At 62.5% G+C, this 23,094-nt stretch carries 22 protein-coding genes; 8 read left to right on the top strand and 14 right to left on the bottom strand.

What is annotated here, in order from left to right; genetic code table 11:
- Nucleotides 1-701: 701 nt before the first annotated feature.
- Nucleotides 702-1,571 carry a LysR family transcriptional regulator gene (locus ROJ8625_RS01475; RefSeq protein ID WP_085790075.1) on the bottom strand — a complete coding sequence of 290 codons (870 nt, stop codon included), beginning with the start codon at nucleotides 1,569-1,571 and terminating at the stop codon, nucleotides 702-704.
- An 86-nt stretch (nucleotides 1,572-1,657) separates the two neighbouring features.
- Here ROJ8625_RS01475 and ROJ8625_RS20875 point away from each other — a divergent pair, with 86 nt between their 5' ends.
- Together ROJ8625_RS20875 and ROJ8625_RS01470 are read left to right on the top strand one after the other, a co-directional pair.
- Nucleotides 1,658-1,831 (top strand): hypothetical protein, encoded by a 174-nt coding sequence (locus tag ROJ8625_RS20875; RefSeq protein WP_159456691.1) that lies wholly within the window; start codon nucleotides 1,658-1,660, stop codon nucleotides 1,829-1,831.
- A gap of 173 nt (nucleotides 1,832-2,004) precedes the next feature.
- Nucleotides 2,005-2,979 (top strand): alpha/beta hydrolase family protein, encoded by a 975-nt coding sequence (locus ROJ8625_RS01470; RefSeq protein WP_085790074.1) that lies wholly within the window; start codon nucleotides 2,005-2,007, stop codon nucleotides 2,977-2,979.
- Nucleotides 2,980-3,195: 216 nt separating this feature from the next.
- Here ROJ8625_RS01470 and ROJ8625_RS01465 read toward each other — a convergent pair whose 3' ends face one another.
- Nucleotides 3,196-3,822 (bottom strand): CGNR zinc finger domain-containing protein, encoded by a 627-nt coding sequence (locus ROJ8625_RS01465; protein ID WP_085790073.1) that lies wholly within the window; start codon nucleotides 3,820-3,822, stop codon nucleotides 3,196-3,198.
- 89 nt (nucleotides 3,823-3,911) lie between these two features.
- Between ROJ8625_RS01465 and ROJ8625_RS01460 the strand changes: the two genes are divergently transcribed.
- The 4 genes from ROJ8625_RS01460 to ROJ8625_RS01445 all read left to right on the top strand — a co-directional run bounded on the left by ROJ8625_RS01460 (nucleotide 3,912) and on the right by ROJ8625_RS01445 (nucleotide 7,731).
- The gene (locus ROJ8625_RS01460; RefSeq protein WP_085790072.1) at nucleotides 3,912-4,724 is read left to right on the top strand and encodes an alpha/beta fold hydrolase; all 813 of its coding nucleotides are present in this window, start codon (nucleotides 3,912-3,914) and stop codon (nucleotides 4,722-4,724) included.
- A gap of 171 nt (nucleotides 4,725-4,895) precedes the next feature.
- The gene (locus ROJ8625_RS01455) at nucleotides 4,896-5,258 is read left to right on the top strand and encodes a VOC family protein (protein ID WP_085790071.1); all 363 of its coding nucleotides are present in this window, start codon (nucleotides 4,896-4,898) and stop codon (nucleotides 5,256-5,258) included.
- Between the two features lie 295 nt (nucleotides 5,259-5,553).
- Nucleotides 5,554-6,456, top strand: coding sequence for an EamA family transporter (locus tag ROJ8625_RS01450; protein WP_085790070.1), 903 nt, complete (start codon nucleotides 5,554-5,556; stop codon nucleotides 6,454-6,456).
- 594 nt (nucleotides 6,457-7,050) lie between these two features.
- Nucleotides 7,051-7,731, top strand: a complete 681-nt coding sequence (locus ROJ8625_RS01445; protein ID WP_159456690.1) for a phosphatase PAP2 family protein — start codon at nucleotides 7,051-7,053, stop codon at nucleotides 7,729-7,731.
- Between the two features lie 81 nt (nucleotides 7,732-7,812).
- Here the strand turns inward: ROJ8625_RS01445 and fcl are convergent, their stop codons facing one another.
- From fcl to ROJ8625_RS01425, 4 genes are all read right to left on the bottom strand, one after another.
- A complete protein-coding gene (fcl, locus tag ROJ8625_RS01440; RefSeq protein ID WP_085790068.1) occupies nucleotides 7,813-8,778 on the bottom strand; it encodes a GDP-L-fucose synthase in 966 nt (321 codons plus the stop codon).
- 5 nt (nucleotides 8,779-8,783) lie between these two features.
- The gene (gene gmd / locus ROJ8625_RS01435; RefSeq protein ID WP_085790067.1) at nucleotides 8,784-9,908 is read right to left on the bottom strand and encodes a GDP-mannose 4,6-dehydratase; all 1,125 of its coding nucleotides are present in this window, start codon (nucleotides 9,906-9,908) and stop codon (nucleotides 8,784-8,786) included.
- Between the two features lie 17 nt (nucleotides 9,909-9,925).
- A complete protein-coding gene (locus ROJ8625_RS01430; RefSeq protein ID WP_234984132.1) occupies nucleotides 9,926-10,669 on the bottom strand; it encodes a glycosyltransferase family 2 protein in 744 nt (247 codons plus the stop codon).
- 332 nt (nucleotides 10,670-11,001) lie between these two features.
- Nucleotides 11,002-11,229 (bottom strand): helix-turn-helix domain-containing protein, encoded by a 228-nt coding sequence (locus tag ROJ8625_RS01425; RefSeq protein WP_200813263.1) that lies wholly within the window; start codon nucleotides 11,227-11,229, stop codon nucleotides 11,002-11,004.
- A 78-nt stretch (nucleotides 11,230-11,307) separates the two neighbouring features.
- On the opposite strand from ROJ8625_RS01425, the gene ROJ8625_RS01420 reads away from it, so the two are divergent.
- Complete coding sequence (locus tag ROJ8625_RS01420; protein ID WP_085790065.1) at nucleotides 11,308-12,201, top strand: tyrosine-type recombinase/integrase; 894 nt, start codon at nucleotides 11,308-11,310, stop codon at nucleotides 12,199-12,201.
- Nucleotides 12,202-12,997: 796 nt separating this feature from the next.
- A complete protein-coding gene (locus ROJ8625_RS01415; protein ID WP_143535009.1) occupies nucleotides 12,998-14,239 on the top strand; it encodes a hypothetical protein in 1,242 nt (413 codons plus the stop codon).
- Between the two features lie 821 nt (nucleotides 14,240-15,060).
- Here the strand turns inward: ROJ8625_RS01415 and ROJ8625_RS01410 are convergent.
- The 8 genes from ROJ8625_RS01410 to ROJ8625_RS01375 all read right to left on the bottom strand — a co-directional run bounded on the left by ROJ8625_RS01410 (nucleotide 15,061) and on the right by ROJ8625_RS01375 (nucleotide 23,093).
- Complete coding sequence (locus ROJ8625_RS01410; protein ID WP_085790063.1) at nucleotides 15,061-15,633, bottom strand: WcaF family extracellular polysaccharide biosynthesis acetyltransferase; 573 nt, start codon at nucleotides 15,631-15,633, stop codon at nucleotides 15,061-15,063.
- Nucleotides 15,630-16,796 (bottom strand): glycosyltransferase family protein, encoded by a 1,167-nt coding sequence (locus ROJ8625_RS01405; RefSeq protein WP_085790062.1) that lies wholly within the window; start codon nucleotides 16,794-16,796, stop codon nucleotides 15,630-15,632. The genes ROJ8625_RS01410 and ROJ8625_RS01405 overlap by 4 nt, the downstream gene beginning before the upstream one ends.
- Nucleotides 16,797-16,816: 20 nt before the next feature.
- A complete protein-coding gene (locus ROJ8625_RS01400) occupies nucleotides 16,817-17,647 on the bottom strand; it encodes a sulfotransferase family protein (protein ID WP_085790061.1) in 831 nt (276 codons plus the stop codon).
- Nucleotides 17,648-17,804: 157 nt separating this feature from the next.
- Nucleotides 17,805-19,067 carry an oligosaccharide flippase family protein gene (locus tag ROJ8625_RS01395; RefSeq protein ID WP_159456689.1) on the bottom strand — a complete coding sequence of 421 codons (1,263 nt, stop codon included), beginning with the start codon at nucleotides 19,065-19,067 and terminating at the stop codon, nucleotides 17,805-17,807.
- Nucleotides 19,064-20,221: a glycosyltransferase gene (locus ROJ8625_RS01390; RefSeq protein ID WP_085790059.1), complete on the bottom strand. Its 1,158-nt coding sequence runs from the start codon at nucleotides 20,219-20,221 to the stop codon at nucleotides 19,064-19,066. The genes ROJ8625_RS01395 and ROJ8625_RS01390 overlap by 4 nt, the downstream gene beginning before the upstream one ends.
- Before the next feature lie 3 nt (nucleotides 20,222-20,224).
- Complete coding sequence (locus ROJ8625_RS01385; RefSeq protein WP_159456688.1) at nucleotides 20,225-21,076, bottom strand: FkbM family methyltransferase; 852 nt, start codon at nucleotides 21,074-21,076, stop codon at nucleotides 20,225-20,227.
- A gap of 68 nt (nucleotides 21,077-21,144) precedes the next feature.
- A complete protein-coding gene (locus ROJ8625_RS01380) occupies nucleotides 21,145-22,308 on the bottom strand; it encodes a glycosyltransferase family 4 protein (RefSeq protein ID WP_085790057.1) in 1,164 nt (387 codons plus the stop codon).
- Nucleotides 22,305-23,093, bottom strand: a complete 789-nt coding sequence (locus ROJ8625_RS01375) for a formyltransferase family protein (RefSeq protein WP_159456687.1) — start codon at nucleotides 23,091-23,093, stop codon at nucleotides 22,305-22,307. The genes ROJ8625_RS01380 and ROJ8625_RS01375 overlap by 4 nt, the downstream gene beginning before the upstream one ends.
- Nucleotide 23,094: the final 1 nt, after the last annotated feature.

Raw genomic sequence — 23,094 nt, 5'->3', positions numbered from 1 at the left:
CCTCGTGTTGCCGTATCATCGCCTGTTGTGCGTCGCCGCAGAGTTGAGGCGGAAGCAGGTGCTGTCCATCGCAATACAGACATGCCTCACTCAGCGAGCTTCAATGTCTACTGGTTGACGTAATTGGGTCAAAAGTCCAAAACTATTGCTTCGTCCAAAGGGGGTGTATCGTGCAGCAAATGGGAAAACGCTCTCGTCCCAGGAAGTTTTCGGGTTCTCGTCACGAACGATAAGTCCCGGTCGCGAGAGTATTCGCATTTGCACGCCATCACCGACATCAAAAAAGTAATAGATCGCGTTCCACTCTCCATCATATCGGCTGTATCTTTCGTAAGCTCCTTTTCCCATCCGAACGAATCTTTGCGGTCGCCGTTGACCTTCCGCATATCTCCTCACCGCAATGTCGCCAAAAAACTCCCATGTATTCGTTCCGAATTTTGTTATGCGTGCGCAAGACAATCCGGTCATGTCTAAAGGTTCGAATATTGCGGCAGTGCCAGCGACAGCAGCGAGTGATACTAACGCGAATTGCAGATATATTTTCATAGAAAGTACGCTAAACGGTTCTCTTGTCGGAAGGAAACCATGATGTCGCATAGGGCTTTAAGTCGAACTACACCGCAGCTCTCCGAAATGATGCGTATTAGGATATATCGGCGTTCGCACTGGTCGCAGCCTAAATCCGATGGCCTGGTGACGGGTTATGCGAAGGCGTCCACGATCCGATCCAGCGCGCGCCGTATTTCCGGAAGCTTGCGGTCGTCGTCGTGGGTGACGAGCCACTGGTCGTGCTTGAGGTCGTCGATCTCCTCGCCAACGCGCTCGAGGCCGGTCTCCGCGTCGCCGACAAAGGTCGGCAATAGCGTCCGCCCGACACTACCGAGTGCGAGGTCGAGGGCCAGCCGCGGCGTGTCCACCTCGGCGGCGACCGCGTGGCCGCAGCGGGCGGCGACCCATCGGGCCGACGGCGTTTTCGCCCGGACAACGATCCATTGGCGTGCGGCGCCAGGGGCCGCGTAGGGCGCGAACGTCACGGGGCGCAGCGTCCGGGCGGCGAGTCCCGCTTCGACGGGCCGCCTGTTGCGAAACCCGATGGCGGCCTCGCGCCGCGGAATCGACAGGATGTCCTCTCCCTGAAGCAGTCTGGCGCGCAGATCGGGCGGCGATCCCGTGATCGACGGCAGCCTGCGCGTCAGAGCCAACATCGTCCAGGTGCCGGCGGCAATCCGCACGAGAGGCAAGGCATAGTCTTGCTTGGGAGTCGTCGCGCGCAGGATCGCCGCCTCCGCGGGCTGAAGGTCGTCACGAAGACGCATCCCGGCTTCGGTGAGATCGTAGCCGTGGGTGCGCCGCACGAACAGCTCGCGGCCCAGCATCCGTTCGAGGCTCCGCATCCGGCGGCCCAAAGTCGGAGCGCTCGACCCGATGTCCCGGGCCGCCCCGGAGAGGCCCCCATGGCGCGCGACGGCGAGGAAGGCGGCGAGGTCGCTCCAGGAGGCAAGCGATGCCACGGAGGGATCGTGAGATGCGCGGCCAGAACCATCCTTTCCGGTGCCAGTCGTTTCACTCATGAAAGGCTCCTTTCATCTCATGTCGTTCCGTTGAGAGTGTGGTGTGCGTAGGTCGTTGGCAAGCCAGTTCACACAGGAGCCACCTCATGATCCCGCTGACCATCTGCCCGCGCAGAACGCGTCCCGATCAGCCCGCTGCCGACCGACGCATTTCAGTCCGCTCCCGTGCCGCTGCACGCCGCGAAGAACATGCCTTTTACGAGCGCCACGCCCGGCTCGGCCCGCGCGTCTTCCATCGGATTATTTCGGCGTTCGTGTGAGGGGGTCTCATCCAATTGGCCGGGGCAGCGGACGGCGGCCATTGGCGGCCCGTATCGGCGGGCCAGACCTCTGCGGCCGGATCTGCGACAGTCGCGTATTGCAGGGTCATGCTCCAAGCGTCATGGATCAGGCGGAGCGGTAATACCTCGCCGTTCCGGCATGGAGCACCTCGATGAGAGTCGTTCTGACACTGTCTCTGGCCATCGCGGCTGCGCCCTGTCTTGCCGAAACGGCGGCCGGGATCGCATACCTCAGCGATACCGCGGTCGCAGCGCGGCCGCTTTCGTTGTCGATCTGGTATCCCTCGAGCGAAGACGCCTCGGCGACCGTCGGCGGCAATGCCGTCTTCAAGGGCGCACCAGCCGCCCCGGGCGCGTCGTTGCCGGGCGCCGAGTTGCCGCTCGTCGCTCTGTCGCATGGCGGCTTGCGCTCTGCCGCGGACTCGGGCGCGTGGCTCGCCGCGTCGATGGCGCAGGCAGGCTTCATCGTCGTCGAGGTGAACGCGCCGCGCCCCGTCGACGCGGCCACTGCCCTCGACGAGATCTGGCGGCGGCCGCAAGACATCCGGCGCACGCTCGATCTGTTGCTCGATGACGAGACTTGGGCCGCGCGCATCGACGAAGACCGCATTGCGGTCGCGGGGTTTGCCCTCGGGGCGACCGCTGCCCTGTCGGTTGCCGGAGCGGACCTGCACACCGAGCGCTACACGCGCGCCTGCGACAACACCGACGGCGGCGCCGAGGCGCCCGATTGTGGGTGGTTTGCCGCGCAGGGCGTAGCGCTTTCGGACACCAGCAAGGACGGCCTGGCCAGCCTGACCGCGGATCCTCGTGTGACTTCCGTGATCGCCTTGAAGCCGGAATATTCGGCAGCTGTGGGCCCGGTCCCTGCCGACGTGTCGGAGCTTGCGATTTATCTCGGTGGGGTGCCTGATGCGTCGGACGCTCTTCCGCGCACCAGATCCGTGACAATATCCGGGTCGTCCGGGTTCGACGCGTTTTCCGTCTGCACGGATGCCGGGCCGGACCTTCTGCGCGAAGAGGGCGGCGACCTGAGGCTCTGCGGTGCGTCAGATGGATCGCGGAGCATCGTCCATCGGTCGATCACGGAGACCATCGTCTCCTTCCTCAGAGACGACATCGACTAGGCGGCGATGTCAGCCAGACCTCTCGCCGAGATGGAGGGGCTCGCGATCTGCACCAGCAGTCTGCCAAGTCGAGGAGCGCGACACGACCGAAGACGACATTTGCCGGTTCCGCAGCATGAAGGATCGTGGGCGCGCGTCCGACGTCCGCCGCAGCGATCCTGAGCAACCGGTCTCCAAAACGGCGCGCGCAATCGCGACACGGTGCACGGATAGTGATTACGCGCTACCCGCCTTTCTTCGCTCGTAATATCGCGCGGACTTCGCCCGGCTGCCGCACGCCGCCATGCTGCACCAGCGGCGCGCGCGCCCTCGACCGCGATCAATGAAGAGCCAGGAGCACCGTTCGCAGTTCCGCATGCGTGCGAGATCTTCGCTTCGAAGCAGGGCCTCTGTCGCAAGGGCGAGCCTGTCTATCGGCAGGGACAGACCGGGCGAACCACTGGAGACGACCCACCCGTAGCGGCCGCCATCTTCTTGCAGCTGCGCTGCCAGGAGCGCTTGCCGAATGTCGCTCAGAACCGCATCGCGTTCTGCCGGAGGCCAAGGCGTGTTTGCCTGTTCGGCCATCATGCACCCGTGCAGCGCCTCGCGAAATCGCCGCGCCGCCGCCAACTCGGCATCTGCTGCAGCCGGATCGTCTTCAGCGACCTCCCGAAGCATGTCTGCTTCGTCTATCGACACGATATTGGTGATCTCGGACCACGCGACGAAGCTTGCGAACTCGGGCAGCCGCTCGACGTCGCGCTGCTTAGTTCTCCCGCCTGCCGTATTCAGGAAGTCGAGCACCGGATGACCGCCAACGAGGTGGTCCTCCGTCCAGTCGCTTTGGTCCCATCGCGCCATGTCTCACCATAAAATGTTCATTTGACGGTGTGAAGTGGGGAGATATCATACCGTCTAAAGAAAATTGATGGTGAGAAATGAGGTGAACCATGCCTTGGAACCTGGACGAGCGCTACGACACGTCGGCGGGAACGGTCGCGGCGGGCCGGACCGGAGACGGGCCGGATCTTGTCCTCGCACATGGTTGGCCGTGGTCGTCCTACTCATGGCATCGGGTCGTTCCGGCGCTGGCAGAGAGTTTCCGCGTTCACTGGTACGACATGCCCGGCTACGGCCAATCGGCGAAGAGCGCCGATCAACGAACGGCGCTGGACGTTCAGGGTAGGGTGTTTGCAGAGATGCTCGACCATTGGCGGGTGTCGCGCCCGTGTGTCGTTGCACACGATCTCGGCGGGGCCACGACGTTGCGTGCCCATCTGCTGCATGGATGCGACTTCGAACGCTACGTGCTGATGAACGTCGTTGCGATGCGGCCCTGGGGGTCCGAGTTCTTCGACCACCTGGGCCGGCATGTCGACGCCTTTCAAGGCCTGCCGCCGCATATCCACCGGGCAATTGTGAAGGCCTATATCGAGGGAGCGTTGGTTACGGAGCTGCCTGCCGAGGACATCGAGAGCCTCGTCGCACCCTGGCTCACGGATGACGGCGCCCTCAGCTTCTATCGGCAATTCGCACAAGCGGACGAAAGATACACTGCCGAGGTCGAGCCCCACTTTGGCGAGGTTCGGTGCCCTACGAAGATCGTCTGGGGCGAGGATGATCCGTGGATCCCGCTGGAGCGTGGACGGTCCCTGCACGACCTCATGCCGACCGCGGAGTTCGACACCATACCCGGTATCGGGCACATGCCACAATTGGAGAAGCCCGAAGCTGTCGCGCAGCAGCTGGCCGCGTTTCTGTAGGCGGCGGCACTGATCGTCGGAGACTGCTGGTCTCAGTGCAAGCCGTCGAGACAGAGACAGACTGAACGATCATCCGACGCGCGATGCTTGCATGGCCTGGCGGACGAAGCTGCCGTCTCGAACCATGAAATGCTAGAACCGACCGATACGGAGTTTGCAGAAGGCGCAGAAATGGCAGCATCACTCGGGCGATTGGTAATTTACACCAGCAAGATCGATCAGATGGCGGAGTTCTATTCGAGGCATTTCGGCTTCTCAGTCTTGCGCGCTGACGGCGACCGCATCGTCGAACTCCGGGCGCAGAACTCAGGCATGGCACTTCTTCTGCACCCGGCAGCGGCAAAGCAGAAAGAAGGTCAGGTTTTGGTGAAGCTCGTGTTCGACGTGGAGGACGTGGCGGGCTTCTGCGAGGCGGCCAGGGCTCGCGGGCTCGATTTCGGCAAGATCCACAAGGCTGGCGGATATGAGTTTGCCAATGCCAAAGACCCCTCCAGGAACTCGATCCAGGTGTCGAGCCGCGCATTCCGGGAGTGACGGTTCGGGCACGCGGCCGCTACCCGTCGCGGCCGGCTTCGACGTCCGGATTGCAGCACCTTCTGAGATCCTTTTCACGGAGTCGGCACGCGCGTCTCAGCGACTGTCGAGCTCTCCGTCACATTGGCTCCGGAGATCGACAGCTTTAAAAAAAGCTCAGCTGATCCGGCGTTCACATGATGGCTTTCCTTAGTCGCCGAGCGGTTCTTCCGGCCACGTCGAGATCTCGAGGTCGCCCGACTATGGGAGGTGGCTTGGCATTGAGGCGGGGGGTGCTTCGCACTATCCGACAGCGATGGAACCTTGGGTCATCATTGCGGTCGCAGCCGCGGCTTTCCAAACCCTGCGCTTCGTTCTGCAGAAGCAGCTGAGCGTGGGCGCGCTCAGCGCGGGCGGTGCGACACTCGCCCGCTTCTGGTACTCCGCACCGTTCGTTGCAGCGCTCGTTCCCCTCTATCTCGCAGTTCGAGAGCTTCCTCTCCCCGCCATCGAGGTGTCCTTCTGGCCTTACGCGCTCGCCGGCGGAACAAGCCAGATCTTGGCCACCTGGTGCGTCGTCGCGCTGTTTGCCGAGAGAAACTTCGCGGTCGGGATCACGTTTAAGAAGACCGAAGTCGTTCAGACGGCCCTGGTCGGCTTCGTCATCCTCGGAGACCGGGTTTCTCCCCTCGGCGTCGCGGCTATTCTCATGGGATTGGTTGGCGTCCTTGCGCTGTCTGAAGCACCTAAACTCGGCGGGCGCATCTGGACCGGCCTCAAGAGCCGCGCCACGCTTCTCGGGATCGCTTCAGGGGCGTGCTTCGCTGTCTCCGCTGTCGGCTATCGCGGCGCCACCCTCGCGGTGGATAGCCCAGACCCTCTTTTGCGCGCAGGGCTGTCTCTCGCGATCATCACCATCCTGCAGACAGCCGCGCTGTCCTTCTGGTTGGCCAATCAGGAGCCCGGGCAGGTCTCGCGCGTTGCCGCGGCATGGCGCACGGCCGTATGGATCGGGCTGAGTGGGCTCGCCGGCAGCCTGTGCTGGTTCACCGCGTTCACGCTCCAGAACGCCGCAATCGTGTTCGCGGTTGGTCAGGTCGAAGTAATCTTTTCGATCCTGGCGGCGACGCTGATATTCGGCGAACGGACCAGATTGCGCGAGCTGATCGGAATGGTGCTGATCACACTGTCCGTCATCGCGGTCGTCGTCGTTCGATGATCGCTTAGGCATGTACGCGGCAACAGGTGCGAAGTGGTCATTCGCCATCCCACCCCTTGCGCGAGAGAACAGCCGTTTGCGCCCGACGCTATACGTCGAGGATGAGCGGACAGTGGTCCGAGACTTCGGTATCGTAGATGACGTCAAATCCTTTCGCGGCATCGTGGCTGTTGATAATGACCTGAGACCCGACTACCCTCGAACCTCGCGGAGAATCCGTCGGGTTTCGAGGGATCGGTCTCGATCCGGGCCTTGAAGGCGGTGACGCGGCGACCATCCGGGCGAGCTTGAGGACACCGAGAGTGGAGGCGGCGAGACTGCCAGATTGAGAGCTCCATCGCCTATCGTGTCGATGCTCGGCTTTTTTGTGCGGCATTCTCGGAGTGATCCCCATCTCATTGCCCCTGGTCGAGACATCTCGCGCTCGGCATCTGGACTTCGAGGTGCGGCAATCCAAGCTGCTTCCACTCAAGACCATACCGGCGTGAGAGTATATTCCGGCGAGTTTCTTGGCGGCGAGGCTTGGAGGCGCTTGCAGCGGGCCGCGAAAGGGTGCGACACGGGATCCTTCTGCAGAATGCCACGGAGCGCGTTTTGGATGAAGTTGTATTCAATCACTTGAATAGCCTTAACGGCGGGACCGCCTCCTTCGATCTGGCGCTCCGAAATTCGCAGATTGCAGTCTTCAAGTCCTTGCCGTTCGCGCTCGTCCTTTGGGCGCTCTGGTTTTCCGCGAGCGAATCGGAGGGAAGACGGACCTCCCGGGAACGACTGGTCGCTGCTCTTCTATGCATGGTGCCGATCATCGGGTTGACCCGTTTGATCGCGAACTTCGCGCCTTTTTCAGCGCGACCGCTGCACGCGGACGGGTTCGAACTGAACCTGCAGGACAGCCAGTCGCGAGCGACGCTGGATGGGTGGAGCTCGATGCCGTCGGATCACGCGAGCCTGTTCTTCGGCTTCGCTGTGGCCGTGTTGACCATAAACAGAAAAGCCGGGATGTTCCTGCTTCTCTGGTCCGTTCTGGTGGTGTCGATGCCGCGCGTGATCATGGGCCTTCACTGGCCATCCGACATCGTCGCGGGGTGGTGCATTGGCGCGTCGATCGCTCTTGTCCTGATGCGCCCTGTGTCGAGCTTGGTGCGTCGCGCGCAAGTGATTCCGTACTTCGAGAAGAGAGAGGCCGTCGGCTATCCGCTTCTCTTTTTCGCCACCTTCGAGTTCACGCAAATGTTCGCGACCGGTCGACGATTGATCGATTTGCTCTTTTTGTAGCTGTTTCGAAAGCGATCTGCCGCAAGGTTGGCAGTGACAGGGATCTGCCTCGAGTCGTAGGAGCGCCGCCGCCGCGCAGGCTTAGCCACGCACGTCCTTCCAGGAGTTGATGTACCACCGGTACGTCTCACGCACGCCGTCCTCGAGCCCGATCGATGCCTGCCAGCCCATGTCGCGCAGGCGCGAGACGTCCATCAGCTTGCGCGGGGTGCCGTCGGGTTTCGAGGGATCGGTCTCGATCCGGCCCACGAAGCCGGTGACGCGCGCGACCATCCGGGCGAGCTCGAGGATGGAGATGTCCTCGCCGCAGCCGACGTTGATATGGCTGAGCATCGGTTGCGTGTTCGCCACGTAGGTCTCGCGGTCGAGGTCCAGAATGAATAGCGAGGCGGCGGCCATGTCGTCGACATGCAGGAACTCGCGCCGCGGCGTGCCGGTGCCCCAGATCGTCACGCTCTCGCGGCCCTCCTCGCGCGCCTCGTGGATACGGCGGATAAGGGCCGGAAGGACGTGGCTGTTCTCGGGGTGGAAGTTGTCGCCCGGCCCGTAGAGGTTCGTGGGCATGACCGAGCGATAGTCGCGCCTGTACTGGCGGTTGTAGCTCTCGCACAGCTTGATGCCGGCGATCTTAGCGATGGCGTAGGGCTCGTTCGTCGGCTCGAGCGTCCCGGTCAGTAATGCGTTCTCGCGCATCGGCTGGGGCGCCTCACGCGGATAGATGCAGGACGAGCCGAGCTGCAGCAGCCGCTCGACCCCCGCCGCATGCGCCTCGTGGATGACGTTCGCCTCGATCATCAGGTTCTCGTAGATGAACTCGGCGGGGTAGGTGTTGTTGGCCTGGATGCCGCCGACCTTCGCGGCGGCAAGGATGACGACGTCGGGCCGTTCGGCTGACATGAACGCCCGCACCTGCGCCTGGTCGGTCAGATCGAGCTCGGCATGTGTGCGCGTCAGGAATGTCAGGTTGTCCGCATCGGGCCGCGCCTGCAGTTGCCGCAGGATGGCGCCGCCAACCATGCCGCGATGGCCTGCCACATAGATCTTCATGGCGCTCACCCGTTCTCGAGGCTGACCGGAATGTCGTAGCCGTGCGTCTTCAGGAGCGCATGGCGCTGCGCGATCTTGAGATCTTCCGCGATCATCTCGGCGCACATCTCCTGCGCGGTGATCTCGGGCTCCCAGCCGAGCGTCTCCTTGGCCTTGGCCGGATCGCCGAGAAGTGTTTCGACCTCGGCGGGACGGAAGTACCGCGGATCGATCCGCATGATGACGTCGCCGGGTTTCACGGCCGGGGCGCGGTCGCTGGTGACCGCCTTGACGGTCGCGGTCTCCTCCACGTCGCTGCCAGAGAACTCGAGCTCGATGCCGAGCTCCCGCGCGCTCCAGGCGATGAACTCGCGCACGCTGTACTGCTTGCCCGTCGCGATCACGAAGTCTTCCGCAGTGTCCTGCTGCAGCATCATCCACTGCATGCGCACGTAATCCCTGGCGTGCCCCCAGTCGCGCAGCGCATCGATATTGCCCATGTACAGACAATCCTCGAGACCCTGGGCGATGTTCGAGAGGCCGCGGGTGATCTTGCGTGTCACGAAGGTCTCGCCGCGCCGCGGGCTCTCGTGATTGAAGAGGATCCCGTTGCAGGCATACATCCCGTAGGCCTCGCGGTAGTTCACCGTGATCCAGTAGGAATAGAGCTTCGCCACGGCATAGGGGCTGCGCGGGTGGAACGGCGTCGTCTCGCGCTGCGGCGTCTCCTGCACGAGGCCGTAGAGCTCGGAGGTCGAGGCCTGGTAGAACCGTGTCGTCTTTTCGAGGCCGAGAAAGCGGATTGCCTCGAGAAGCCGCAGCGTGCCCATCCCGTCCACGTCCGCAGTGTATTCCGGGCTCTCGAAGCTGACGGCGACATGGCTCTGCGCGCCGAGATTGTAGACCTCGTCGGGGCGTACCTCCGACAGGATCCGGGTCAGGTTCGAGCTGTCGGTGAGATCGCCGTAATGCAGCTTGAGCTTCGGGTTCGGCTCGTGTGGATCCTGGTAGATGTGATCGATGCGATCGGTGTTGAACTGCGAGGCGCGCCGCTTGATGCCATGCACCTCGTAGCCTTTCGCGAGCAGAAACTCGGCGAGGTAAGAGCCGTCCTGGCCTGTGATGCCGGTGATCAATGCGCGTCTGGTCATGTCGGTCGGCGAAGCCTTCAGAAGAATTGCTGGAGTTTGGAGAGGTTTTTCATGGCGAGCGTCGGAAGACCACCGACCTCGTTGCGCCGGATCGCCCGGTAATCCTCGCGGCTCTTGCGGATGATCTTGCGAAGCGACTGGTTGCTCTCGCCACCGACCCGCATCTTCACGAGCACATCGGGAATATAGGCGAGCTCGATCCGCCCCTTGGCGAGATACCGCAGCATCGCGTCGTAATCGGCCGCAATGCGGAAGGAAGTGTCGTAGAGGCCGTGCCGCTCGAACACCTCGCGGCGAAGGTAGAGCGTCGGATGCGGCGGCATCCAGCCTTTTGCGAGCTTCTTGCGCGCGTAGGTGCCCGAGCGCCACCGTCGGATGATGCGCGCCGGATCGCTCGCCGAGACGTAATCGAGATCGCCGTAGACGCCGTCGATGCGCGCGTCGCTCAGCGCGTCGACGACGCGCGCGAGCACGCGCTCATCCGCGAAGAAGTCGTCCGAGTGCATGAGGCCAACCACGTCGCCGGTCGCACGCGCGATGCCCTTGTTGATCGCGTCGTAGATCCCGCCGTCCGGGCTGCTTTCGAGATGCGTGTTGGCGGTCCGGTGGCGCTCGACGATGTCGAGCGTCCCGTCGGTCGAGCCCCCGTCCTGGATGATGTGCTCGGTCTCCGGATGGGTCTGCACGGCAACGCTCTGCATCGCCTCGGCGATGACGCCGGCCCTGTTGTAGACGGCGGTGATCACGGAAATCGACGGCAAGAGAATGCGTTCCGTTGGTTCAAGACGGGTTGGCGCGCGAAAGATCCCCGCGGCTGGCTCGGACGCGTGTCTGTCGCAGAACCGTCCGACTGGCAACGGGCGATGACGCTGACCGGCGACAAGATTGGGGCTGTGACGATTTTGGTGGCATCGGCCGAACCGCAATGCGGCGTCGGCAACGACATTCTTGGCAATTGACTGGTCGAGTTCGCAATTGCGGCGATAGCCGCAATGGCTTTCTCGCCGACGGCGGCAGGAACGGACTGATCCACTACCCGCTAGAGCGGCGCGCTCTACCGCGTGCTTCGGCAGGTTGTGAAGCGCTTCATCCGTCAGCTTCGCTTCGGGTATGCCCGCAAGCCCGGCCCATCCTCCGGCATGCCGACAAACACTATGCCTGCGGCCTCGAAGCAGGTGCGGATGATCTCGAGGTTGTTCTTGCGCGCCTTCGGCACCGCGGCATCGACCATTTCATAGCGCACGATCGTCGCCGTCCCGACACCGGTCGCGTCGGCGAGGTCTCGGACCGACCAGTTGAGCATCGCGCGCGCGGCCCGCATTTGCTGACCCGTTATTGACATCCCTACAATTATGATAAAAATGAGATCATAACGCAAGAGCTGTAGTGGTGAGGTGCGATGTCATTGGAGTGGCGGGAGGCGTTCGAAGCGCTTGAGGGCGCCTATGCGACATCCACGATGCGCGGGTACTACTCGGACGTGGAGGCCTATGTCGCATGGTGCGAGACGGCGCGATGCACGCCGTTTCCCGCCAGCGCGGCCCAGGTCAGCGCGTTTCTCGAAGCGGAGGCGGAGGGCAAGGCGCCGTCGACCGTACGGCGGCGCCTCTACGGCATCCGCAAGGCCCATCGGCTCCTCGGGCTCGACGATCCGACCCGGGACGAGACCGTCAACCTGGCGTTCCGCCGGGTGCGCCGCGCGCGGCCCAGCCGCCCGGAGCAGGCGCGCGGCCTGACCTCCGCGCATCTCCGACGCTTCCTCGCGGTGCAACCCGACAGCCCCTGGGGGCTGCGCAACGCGGCGATGCTTTCGCTTGGCTACGAGCTCATGACACGGCGATCCGAGCTCGTCGCGTTGCGCGACAGCGATCTCGAGTTTCGTGATGACGGAACGTTCCGGGTACTGATCCGGCGCAGCAAGGCGGATCAGGAGGGCAGGGGGCGCATTGCCTTCACCTCAAGCGACACGGCGCGCTGCGTGCTGGACTGGATGGACTGGCGCGGTGACTGCACGAACTGGCTCTTCTGCCCGATCTACAAGGGCCATGCCATCGATCGCAGCCTGAGCGACAGCACGGTCAAGACGGTGATCAAGACTGCCGCCAAGAGCGCCGGCTACCCGCCCGGGGAGGTCCGCGCGTTCAGCGGTCACTCGCTGCGCGTCGGCGCGGCGCAGGATCTCCTGCGCCGCGGCTTCGACACAGCCGCCATCATGCGCGCCGGCGGCTGGAAGTCGGTCAGCGTCCTGGCGCGCTATCTCGAGCTTGCCGAACAGAATGTCTGGGAAACTTGAACAAGATCTACTGTCGTCGCGCACGACAGAAGGCGCCTCACGGCTGTTCCGGTATTGGGTCGTCCCTCCGATGCATCGCGACCCGGGCGGGCCGCCACAATTATCGGAGACGGCCGCCACGCGGTTGCTGGCTTCGACGGAAATGACCAAATCCACGGCCAAAGGTGGTGACGACAGACCCGGTGTAAGACTAGGGATGGATCGGGGTCCAAGGCGGCCCCGGCAACGACGATGTCGGAGGAGGCGAAAGTGCCTGCACAACCACCGGTGATAACGGCAGCGGCTTTCTCGCCGGAACGGGAGCGAGGACAATGAGAGTGTGACCTAGAGGCGATTATTTGCGCGCCCGAGTATCCTGTAAGCGACCGGCAGGTACCGAGATTCTATGTGCCGCGACATGAAAATCCTTCGACACAACCTTATTGAGAAACTTCATCCTAGGATTTCCCTTGGGGGTCGTTTGGTGAGAAACGTTCCAGCTGCGACGACGGAGCCGGAGCATGATCTGACGCTAATGTGAACCGATCACAAATGTCCTTATGCTTGAACGGAGTGCCGAATTTACCTCACGCAAATCGCAACGTTCCGGCCGCGTTTCGGCGCTCAAGTACGCCTCAAAAATGTCGTATTTCGTTGACGGCGTTCACCGCCGCGTGAATTCTCTGCGCGGGGTGGACGTCCCGACGCATACTGCGGCGCGGGGCGTCCCCCTTATCCTGAGACATTGGTGGCATAGGGGAGAGACACCGTGCCTGCTTTCAATATTTTCGACGCTGATCTTGGCGGATCGAATTTCGTGGTCCGCGTGACCGACGGGCTGGTTCAATATGTGATCGACGGCGATGTGCGCCACGACATCACCAGTGTCAGCGGATTTCTGACCGCCGCGGCGCAAACGCTCGACGCGGGCGTCGCGATCTCGAGCGGCAACGTCAGCACGAACGCGCTGGAGAACTACGAGGGCGGCAACGGGCCAGTCTACGACGCTTTCGGAACGAACCCCTCGATCAGCTCGGATGATGGGGCGAATAGGGTCAGCATCGGTGGTTCGGGCGTCGGTGGCTCGTATCGTGCAGATTTCGACAACATGGCCGATCAGGATGCCTTTGAAGGCTTCGCCAATGATCTGCTCGGTCGGGCGACCGCGTCGCTGATCTCGACGCAGGTCGGCGTTCAGTTCGGGGACTTCAAGTTCAAGGTCGAGACCTCCGAGCGCGACGACGACATCACGCAGGTCAAGTTCAGTCTGACCGAGACAGGCAACATCAAAAACGGATGGGCCGACAAGTATGTCGAATTGATCGCTGCGGACTTCGGCGGAACGCTCACCGGCAATGGAAATGTCAGCGAGACGAATTTCACGGCAAACCAGGCATCGCGAACCGGAACCGAAGTCAACCTGGGCTCCAGCGGTGTCGGCGGCAAGGAGACATGGGACTTCGCGAGCGAGGCGGATGCAATTGGATTTCTTGCCGCTGTGAAGGACGCGTTCGCGACCAATGCGGGATCGCGTCTCGATGATTTCATCGAGAAATTCGCGGACGCCAGCGGTGGCACGCAGATCCGTGACGGCAACGTGTCCAACTCTTACGAGGCGCGGCAGATCAAGGTGACCGGGCCCGACAAATCCATTGTCGATCTCGGCAGCCACAAGGTCGGCGGCAAGGAGCAGTTCGAGTTCGGCTCCCAGGCAGATGCACAGCAGTTTATCGACGAGCTGCGCGATCACCTCGGCATCACCGCGCAGGACGGCAAGGTCGTCGACGAGTTTATCTTCAAGGTGAGCGGGACTGCGGGCATCAGTGGCTCCGAGACGCTGGTCGGTGTCGACGAGTTCGTCGAATTTGCCGGGGAGCGCTGGGGCGGCACGCAGACGCGCGATGGATCCGTCAGCGAGAATTTCGACGGCTCGGTCCAGTTCCTGTCGGACACGGAGGTCAAGCTCGGCCCGAGAGGCGTCGGCGGCCAGGAACGCTGGGAGTTCGACACCGCCGAGGATGCCCAGGGCTTCGCCGAGACTCTCGACACGATCCTGTAATGAGACTTGTCGCCGCCCGGCTTTTCGGGCGGCGACGCCAACTTTCGTCCTCGGGCGCCCCAGATAATCCTCATGCGCCCTCGTCTCTCAGCTACGCGCCGGCTAAATCCTTTGGCGAGGGTCTTCCTGTGGCGTCCCGAGAAATACGATGCCTTGAGCCAGGAAACACCTGCGAGTGATCTCGAGGGTTATACCGCGTTTCTGACGCCGCGTCCCGGGCTGGGGGCTTGGAAGCGTCAGGCGCCGGAAACGTAGTGGTAATGGCCTATTTCAACCTGAGTATTATGCTGAACGAGCAAATGTCTCGACGCTCAAGCGAAACCAGGGTCTTCGTCTGGGACAATCGATAACGCTGATCATCGGGGCTTTGCCTTAACTCGGTCGGCTGATGTGAACTGGCGTGAAAAGTGACCCAGTAGCGGGTTGATCAGCTCCCAGTAGCTCGGCGCCGATTGACAGTCCAATGATATCAGATCACTTCCTCCGCCTGGACGGATCGGCTCCGCCGCTCTGGGGTGCTGATCTCGATGGATGGAAAAAGCCTTAGTTTTAATAGCATATTCATCGAGAGGCTGTAGCGCAACCAGAACCGAAGGTCCGCGAAGCGAAATACGCATACGCGTACCTGCATGCTTGGGAGACCAGTTTGGAGACTAAGCGGGTCATCCGAAAAAACTTGGCCTTCTAAAACCAACAGCGTGCCCATTCGGCCCTTGGCGGCAAGCCGCCGGCCTTGGCCTATTGGCCAAGAAATGATATCGATTAACCCAATCGGAAGGTGCAACGAGTAGTTTCAATTGCGCCAGGTCCTACCCAAGAGATCAAGGGAGCTCAGCGTATTCTCTATGCGTCGAACCTCCATAGCTTGGCCTTGGCTTTATTGGCGCAGCCGGAGTCCCTGAATAAACTGTCCAAGCTTTTAGTCGCCCTTTGCCTAGGCTCGCCATAGTAATTACAGCTCCCGAAAGCACCTCGGTTCCAGGCGCCAGCATAGCTTTTGCGCAAACCCAAGCATGATCTGAAACTTCGATCGGTTTCGTAATGAGGTCGAAGCTATCGGCCGCCCAATCGTGGCTTCCGGTACAAAGATAGGCGCCTTGCGATATGCAAACGTTGTGCCCAAGCTTGACGCGAGCCAAGTTGTCAATCCAGACGCGCTCTCCGATCCATGTGTGGTTCCCCACCTCTAAGTGCCAAGGAAACTTTATTCTCAGACCTGGCTTTAAGACCACCCCCTCGCCAATCCGCGCACCAAAACAAATCAGAATCCATCGGCGCCATGCTGAACCTGGAAGGCCAGAGCCCAAAAGCGCAGAAAATAGAAGCCAAACTGCCTCTGTCAGTCGATTGGCTCCGCGCTGGAAGTCGCCGGTTTCGTATCGGTCGAGTCTCATTCCGCCGCCTCGCGGCCCGACGCGACTGGAGAGAGGCTGTCCAGACCGGCGATTTTGAGGACTTGAGTCACGCGCTTGTCGTAGGTGCAGTCGAGCGCCAAGCATCTGCGGGCCTCGACCCGGTCGGAGGCGTTGTAAGCGTCGAGTTGTTTCAGGACATCGTCGAGCATTTCGGGCAGATTGCGGCTGTCGCGATCATCCGCCATGTAGACCAGATCATTGTCCTGATAGGCTGCCAGCCAACTCATGACGATGATACGCCCGGTCGCCATGTATTCCATCACTTTATGCGAGTTCACCGGCCCGCCCTGCACCTTCTCTGACACGAAAGGGATCAGCCAGACATCCACGTCCTCGGACTTGCGCACGATTTCCTCGGGCGGGGTAAGACCGGGAAAGGTGACGTGGGGCATGTCACGAAGCGCGGCACGGTCGGGGTCTCGTTCTGGCGCGTCGCCCAACGGACCCCAGAGCGTGAAGCGCGCCTCGGGGTGGCGAGCGGCCATCTCGCGGATGCCGGCCCAGTCGATCCAAGGCGCGGCCAGGTTTCCCACATAGCCGATATGGGCGGGGGCATCTTTACGTTCGGGCAAAGGATGCTCCAAGCGCGTGCGCGCCAAGGCCGCATGCGCATCTCCCAGACCGATCCCAACGTAGTGATCTTCCAGTGGTGTGCCGCCCGCGTTTTCACAGTAAGACCGATACAAATAGAAAAAGTGATCCGCGTTCTTCTCCCCCATGCCCTGGGTGCCTGCATCGACCAGATGGAAAAGCGACTTGCCGGCCCCGAAGGCTTGAAGGTCCCGAAATTGATAGGCGTTGTCAAAGTCCCACACCACGTCCGGGACGCCAGTCACGGCGGTCATCCGTCTTGCCTGCAGCTTCATAAGCAGGTCGAATACTCTGCGCAGCTGGAACTTCAGGTTGTAGGGAAAAGGCGTCTGGTAGCGCATGACCCACAAGTCGGGAATGTTGGACGGCAGTAGCTGGATGCGCCCCGGACGTCGCATGCTGGTCGGCGGGTCGACGAAGACCACCTGCCAGCCCTTTTTGACCAGCCCTTTGGCATAATGGTGCTTTGAGACTTGGTAACCCGCCCATTTCTGAGGCGAGATGACGTAGGCCAGTGGCCTGCCGGGGATGCGTTTGAAAGTGGTTGGCATCGTGTCTCTCCTGTTCTGGCCTAGAGGCTCCAGCCCGAGAACGGCTGACCGGTCAGGGCCCGAAGAGCGGCGACATCGGGCGCGTAGACCTCTCGAAGTCTGGCGGCTTCCGCCAAGCTCAGTTTGGGCTTGTAGCTACCCGGGAAAAATCGGCGGCGGACCGCGTCCCGATGCACGACCCTGCTCAGCATGCCGGGCGCGAGGCGATTGGCGGCGCGATAGGCAAAGGTTCTGCGCAGGTGCGGGGGCACGACGTCCTCGCCATTCGGGTTCGAGACAAAATCGAACATGGCCGGATCGTCCACCCGATCCACGCCAAGGAAATCGAACACCCCATTCATAACCTCAAGACGATCGCGCGCCAGATCGTCAAGATCGACGACCCGGATCTGTTCGATCGGGTAGAATTTCAGAAAGTGGGACAGTTGCCAGTGATAGAGGCCCGTTTTCAACCGGTGGTCTGTTTTCTCAATCCACCGGATGGATTCCGGCATCTCTCCAACGTAGTTCTCGGACACATGGGAGCGGTATCGCTCAATGGGGTCGCGGACCATGTAGATCAATTTGGCGTCGGGAATAGTCTCGGCCATTCGTCTTGGAGCATCGGCGAATCTCTCAAGATGAGCTTTCGAATAATTCTGAGACGATTCACCCTGGATTTTGCAGGTCGCGGGAAACAGGTTCTTGTACCAATCGAGCGACCGATCCGATTGGTTGCCGGAGAAGTAGTTCACCTCTTTCGGAGTGGACATAAAAATGTCGGGGTGCCGTTCGAGATAGTCGTGGAGTGCGGTCGTGCCACATTTCATGGCTCCGATCACCACGAGGTTTGGTAGATGGTCGTTCGGCATGGAGAGGCCCCTGACAATCGCAGTTCCACGTCCTGAATGCTGGTTTTCGGGGTGGGCTTGTATGCGATTTGTTTTTGTGGTGAACAAAATTCGGTACTCTTCTCACTGGAATATTCTGCAAGACGCCGCAAGCGGCTGAGATTCCGAGATTGGAACATCATTGTTGACGCGATATTTTGAAGCCTAAGAGAAAGGAGATGAGATAAGTTAGCGTTAAGGCCAGAGCGAAGCAGATGACAATGGTCCTCACCGAAGCGTCCAGCGCCATGGCTCCGCATAACAGCACGATCATTGTGACCGACGAGATCACTTTGAGCCCGAAATCCAGAGCCTGGTGGCCGGTGAAGAAGAACACTGTCGACAATGGAGCCGTGACGACCTGCATCAGCAGCATCGGGGCCAGGATCCGGGCCAGATCGCCCGCTTCGCGCCAGGCCGGGCCGAGGTAGAGTTCGAAGAATGAGGGGGCGGTAGCCATCAGGAGCAGGCAAAACGGTAGCCCGACGGCAAAAAGGCCGAGGGCGGTGCGCAGAAAGATCGGACGGCAGTCTCCAGTCTTGCGATATTGCTGCGCCGCGTCCCTGCGGAAGATCTGCATCACGGCTTGCCCAATCGTGGTGACGGGGGCACTGACTAATTGACGGGCGCGGTTGAATGCCCCGAGGGCCGCTTCAGCCCCGATTGCGGTCATGACGAAGACGGGGAGTTGCATGTTCAGCTGGTAACAGAACGCGCCGGGCATGGTAAAAATTGGAAACCGCCGGTGCCTGCGGGCGATGACGCGGAGACGTGTCAGGCGCGGCAGGGGGTATCTGCGGAACAGGCTGCCGATCATGCCGGCATAGACCAGCACCTGCGTCAGCTGACCCAGCAGATATGCGACCATCAGCCCGGAGCTGCTCCAGCCTTCAAGGCCCAGCCAGATCGAGGCCGAGATAGTGACAGTGACATGCACAACCCGGATCCCGGCCATGCCTCGGTAGCGGCCCACGCGGTTGGTCAGCGTCGTGGCCGCGATTATGAACCCTGATGCCATGACCCCGAGAGGGAGCCAGAAAAACCATGCTCCAGCCGCGGTCTGAAACAACCAGACCGGCCAAAGGACAGCGACGCCGAGAAGCGCAAGCAGACTGCATGCCGCCCCGGACAGGATGCATAGCCAGTAGGCATCGTTTGCGGCGCGATCCGTGGCCTCGGCGATGATGGCATGGTGGAACTGCAATGAGGCGATCACGCTGAAGAGACCGGCGGCGGCCATGTATTGGGCCAAGGCCGCGTACTCTGCTGGATGGTAGATGCGGCCAAGAAGCGGCGCCGCGAGGATGGGTAGCACTAGGGCGAGCGCGTTCCCTCCAGTAAGTGTCAAGACATTGCGAAGGAACCGCGACCGTGGTGAAGGCTGAACGGTGGTCCCGGTCATTCCGGCTCTCCCCGGTATAGAGAGACCATACGCTGCGCGGCGGCGTGCCAGCCATGGCGGTCGGCCATCACAGAAGCTGCGCGCTGGCCCACCGCCTTGCGGCGCGGTCCGTTTCTCATCCATTCGAGCAGGCTTTCCGCCAGCGCCTCTTCTGTCCGTTCCTCCACGAGTTCAGGATCGAGTTCGGCTAGGATGGTCCGGATGCCGACGCCGGGGGTGACGATGGCTGGCGTGCCCACCGCCAAGGCCTCGGCCACGGACATGCCGAAGCTCTCTCGCACCGACGGCGCCAGAAGCATGTCGGCGCCGGCCAAGAATGCCCATTTGGCGCGGCCGTCCAAGGGGCCCACGAATTCAGCGCAGCGGCTTCCGTCGGACCGGCGGGTGCGCGGTAGGAGTGCCTCGCGCAGGCCGATCTGATCGTAGCCAGCGATGCGCAGATAGACCTCCGGACAGGCGCGGGCAGCGTCGATCGCGAGATCGACGCCCTTGGTCCAGTCGAGCCTGGCCAGAAAGGCAACCCGTCGCCCGGCGGGCACATCGCCCCAGACGGCGGCGATCTCGGCAGGGGTCGGGGCCGGGTCCGGAGCGTCGACCCCATTGCCGATCACCATGCAGGGCGCAAGATCGAGGCCGGTCTTCCGCAGCCCTTCGGCCTCGCCCGCGGAGGTGAGATGGATGGCGCGCGCGCCAGCGAGGTTGGCGCGCTCGAAGGCCCTGATCCAGGCTTGCTTGACCAGGCGCGACTTGCCGGCGATCATCTCGGGCATCAGCATGCCCCGGGGCGAAACGACCAGCGCCACTCCCGCCCGCCGTGCCGCGCGTGCGATCCGCGGGCCCGGCCACAGGAACATACCGTTGACATGCACCACGTCCATGTATGGCACCATCTCGTCGGCCAGCCGCGCAAGCGCCGGGCTGAAATAGATCCGCCGCGGGGGGATGATCGGGCGATAATGCACGTGAACTCCGTCCATCTCGACCGGGCGATCCAGCGGCACATCCAGCCGCCCGGACCCATCGACGTCGGTGGTCAGAACATGCACCTCATGGCCTTGGCCTGCCAATCCACGCGCCAGCCCGTGCGTGGACCGCACCGGGCCGCCATAGCGGGTGGCGGGAAGGTAGTTTGGAGCAAAGATCAGAACGCGCATGGCTCAGGCGGCTCGAGTCGCCGTGCCCGCAGGTTTCATCGGCAGCACAGACAGCCGCCCCATGGCTTCGGAAGGCACCATCAGGTAGTCGCTGTCCGCGACAACGTCGTGGATCCCGATCGTATCAAGATGTTCGAGATGGCTCAGACCCTGCGACACGTCGCGCTTGATGCGCAGGATTTCGTAGCTCGCGTCCTTCAAGATCGCCTCGATCGCCTCCTGCCGGGGCAACCGGTTCGCATAATCTGCACTGTAAGCGGGCAGAATCTCGATCGCCAGCCAAGGCCGGGACGACCGCAGAAGCGGTGCGATCTCGCGCAAGACCTCAAGCTCGGCCCCCTCCACGTCAATCTTGATGAAACCGAAACGGCGCCCTTCCATCAGAGGCTCGATCTCGGCCCAGGGAAAGGCAGGCACGTGGAGAGTCCCGGCAACGGCCTTCTCCGGCCTGAAATCCGCCACCAGCGTCGCGCTGGGATCGATCTCGCTGGCCGAGTACTGCGACATCTGCAGGATGCAGGCGCGTTCCATTAGCGCGACCGGCACTACAAGGGTGCCTGACAGACCGTTGCGCCGGACCAGGGTCCGCATATATGCCGCGCAAGAGATGTTGGGTTCGAGCCCGACATAGGGCATGTCCGGAGCGGCCGCCCTCATCGCCAGCAGTGTCTGACCGACATTGGCGCCGATGTCGAGGAAACTGTCTTCGAGCATCGGCAAGACCTTTCCCAAAAGCTCCGCCATCGCCGGATCGGGCCCCTCGTTGGCGAGGCCGTCGATGACCGGCGTCACAAAGCGGCGCCCACCGATGTCCAAGGCCAGCGTATAACCATCGTTCAGCGGCGTATTGCGCACCAGCTTGCGCAGAAGGCGCGATCGGAACGGACGTGAAACTGACGAATGTCTCATTGGAGTGCGCTCTCTCAAAGAGGGGGATCCGACGGCCTAGGGACGCCGAAGAAGTCGCGATGCTTGGCCAGGAAAGCGCGATAGCCGAAGCGTTCCTCGGCTACGCGGCGGGCCTCATTCACTCGAGCGGCGCGATTTTCGCCCTTCTCGGTCAACAGGTCGACCAGCGCGTCGGTCATCCTGGCGGGATCGCGGGGAGAGACCACGATGCCGTTTCGCGTGTCGTCCACCGCCTCCATCGAGCCATCCTCGTTGCCGACCAGCACTGGCACACCCGAGGCCATCGCCTCGATCGGGGTGAGCGGAATGCCCTCGCCCCGGCCCGTTCCCTTGTCGCTGACCAGCGAAAATACATGGGCCGTGCGGTAGATTGCGGCAAGGTCTTCTTCATCGACGGAGCCGGTAAAGACGACGCTGTCGGCATGGCCCAGTTTCGCGGCTTTGACACGCAGCCGGTCGGCATCGTCGCCGCGTCCAGCAAATACGAGCCGCGCCTGCGGCACCCGTGCCCGCACGTCGCCCCAGATATCCAGCAGCCGGTCGTAGCCCTTGTGCCGCGCTCCGACCGACAAACGGCCCAGCGTCAGCACGATCCGGTACCGATCGGGATCGGGCAGGCCATAACGCTTGAACAGGTGTGGCGGCGGCGAGCCGGGGCGGAAACGGTCCAGATCGGCGCAGTCCCAGATGACGTCGGGCGGGTCGGCATGCAGCCGCTCCCGCACGACGTGATCGGCAGTGGCGTGGCAATCGGCGATCAACCGGCCCATGCGCGCCATGGCGGCGCGACGGGCGTTCGACAACCCGCTCCAGAGTTCCAGACCGTAGACGTTTAGCACCGTCGACGCGCCGCAGAGCTGCGCCAGCCGCACGCCCAGCGGCGTCAGGTTTACATGCGCACAGTGGATGACGTCCGGTCCCCACGACAAGGCCAGCGCCGCCGCGCCCAGGGAGAACCGGGCGCGATCAACGCTGCCCGAACGCGGTCCGCGTCCGTGCCAGTCCAGCGGGAACGACACCGAGGCCGCGGGGTCGGGTCCCAAGAGCGACAGCGCGCGCACCCCTTCGCGACCGAAGATCTCGCGCAGAGCGTCGATCTGGTAACGGCTATAGCGGCCGACACCACCGTATTCCAGCGCAGTGGTCGTCAGAAAGAGTACGCGACGGGGGGCGGTCATCCGGTCTCCTTTCGCTGCTGCGCGGCATGCAGGCGGCGATTGTTGCGGACCATCCGCCGAAACTGTCGCAGCGTCGGGGTGGTGTAGCCAGGCTGCGATGGGTTGGGCGCGGCAGCCTGCCAGCGCTCGGGCCAATGCTCGACCAGGTCGCGAAAGGCGGCCGGGACCATCGCCTGGATCCGCGTGCCAGTGGCCTCGATGGTGGCGCGCAAATCCGTGCGGAAAACGATCGGCACCTCCCGGCGGACAAGGATGTCGCCGCCGTCCAGCCGCCGCGCCACCTTGTGGATGGTAAAGCCGCTGACTTGCCGGCCGTCATGAATTGGCCACAGGATGCTCTGCGCGCCGGGATAGTCAGGCAGCAATTCGCCATGAAAGTTCACCGTGCCCCAGAGCGGCAGGCCGAATACTTTTTCGTGTATGATCGGATTGCCGAGCGAGATCATCAGATCGGGCGCCCAGGCCTTTACCTGCGCCACGGCCTCGTCCGAATTGACGCCCGGCGCCCGCAGCAGAGGCATACCCAGCCGGTCGCAGACCGAGGGCAGATGGGCGACGGTGCCGTAGTCGAACCAAGACCGGATGCGCAGGCCATTCACGGCGCCGCCGACTCCGATCCGCCAGGTCTTGCGGGCCTTGCGCTGTAGCCAAGCCCGGTCCTTGCGCGTGGCGGTCATATCACACAGCAAGGCTGCGCAGTCCGCGACCGTCGAGCTGTCATGCAGGGCCGCGAGCACCGTGCCGGCGATGCCGAACTCCTTGCTGGTCAGGATCAACACACGCATG

The sequence above is a fragment of the Roseivivax jejudonensis genome (genome assembly GCF_900172265.1).
GTDB lineage: Bacteria > Pseudomonadota > Alphaproteobacteria > Rhodobacterales > Rhodobacteraceae > Roseivivax > Roseivivax jejudonensis.
This window is presented reverse-complemented; position numbering and strand designations above follow the sequence as displayed.

Excerpts from the sequence above, each read along its gene's own strand:
- ROJ8625_RS01390 (WP_085790059.1), bottom strand. The coding sequence starts at position 20,221 with ATGCGCGTTCTGATCTTTGCTCCAAACTACCTTCCCGCCACCCGCTAT.
- ROJ8625_RS01450 (WP_085790070.1), top strand. The coding sequence starts at position 5,554 with ATGGAACCTTGGGTCATCATTGCGGTCGCAGCCGCGGCTTTCCAAACC.
- ROJ8625_RS20875 (WP_159456691.1), top strand. The coding sequence starts at position 1,658 with ATGATCCCGCTGACCATCTGCCCGCGCAGAACGCGTCCCGATCAGCCC.
- gmd (WP_085790067.1), bottom strand. The coding sequence starts at position 9,908 with ATGACCAGACGCGCATTGATCACCGGCATCACAGGCCAGGACGGCTCT.
- ROJ8625_RS01400 (WP_085790061.1), bottom strand. The coding sequence starts at position 17,647 with ATGCCGAACGACCATCTACCAAACCTCGTGGTGATCGGAGCCATGAAA.
- ROJ8625_RS01380 (WP_085790057.1), bottom strand. The coding sequence starts at position 22,308 with ATGACCGCCCCCCGTCGCGTACTCTTTCTGACGACCACTGCGCTGGAA.
- ROJ8625_RS01455 (WP_085790071.1), top strand. The coding sequence starts at position 4,896 with ATGGCAGCATCACTCGGGCGATTGGTAATTTACACCAGCAAGATCGAT.
- ROJ8625_RS01395 (WP_159456689.1), bottom strand. The coding sequence starts at position 19,067 with ATGACCGGGACCACCGTTCAGCCTTCACCACGGTCGCGGTTCCTTCGC.
- ROJ8625_RS01465 (WP_085790073.1), bottom strand. The coding sequence starts at position 3,822 with ATGGCGCGATGGGACCAAAGCGACTGGACGGAGGACCACCTCGTTGGC.
- ROJ8625_RS01475 (WP_085790075.1), bottom strand. The coding sequence starts at position 1,571 with ATGAGTGAAACGACTGGCACCGGAAAGGATGGTTCTGGCCGCGCATCT.
- ROJ8625_RS01405 (WP_085790062.1), bottom strand. The coding sequence starts at position 16,796 with ATGCCAACCACTTTCAAACGCATCCCCGGCAGGCCACTGGCCTACGTC.
- ROJ8625_RS01420 (WP_085790065.1), top strand. The coding sequence starts at position 11,308 with ATGTCATTGGAGTGGCGGGAGGCGTTCGAAGCGCTTGAGGGCGCCTAT.
- ROJ8625_RS01470 (WP_085790074.1), top strand. The coding sequence starts at position 2,005 with ATGAGAGTCGTTCTGACACTGTCTCTGGCCATCGCGGCTGCGCCCTGT.
- fcl (WP_085790068.1), bottom strand. The coding sequence starts at position 8,778 with ATGAAGATCTATGTGGCAGGCCATCGCGGCATGGTTGGCGGCGCCATC.
- ROJ8625_RS01460 (WP_085790072.1), top strand. The coding sequence starts at position 3,912 with ATGCCTTGGAACCTGGACGAGCGCTACGACACGTCGGCGGGAACGGTC.
- ROJ8625_RS01410 (WP_085790063.1), bottom strand. The coding sequence starts at position 15,633 with ATGAGACTCGACCGATACGAAACCGGCGACTTCCAGCGCGGAGCCAAT.
- ROJ8625_RS01425 (WP_200813263.1), bottom strand. The coding sequence starts at position 11,229 with ATGCGGGCCGCGCGCGCGATGCTCAACTGGTCGGTCCGAGACCTCGCC.
- ROJ8625_RS01375 (WP_159456687.1), bottom strand. The coding sequence starts at position 23,093 with ATGCGTGTGTTGATCCTGACCAGCAAGGAGTTCGGCATCGCCGGCACG.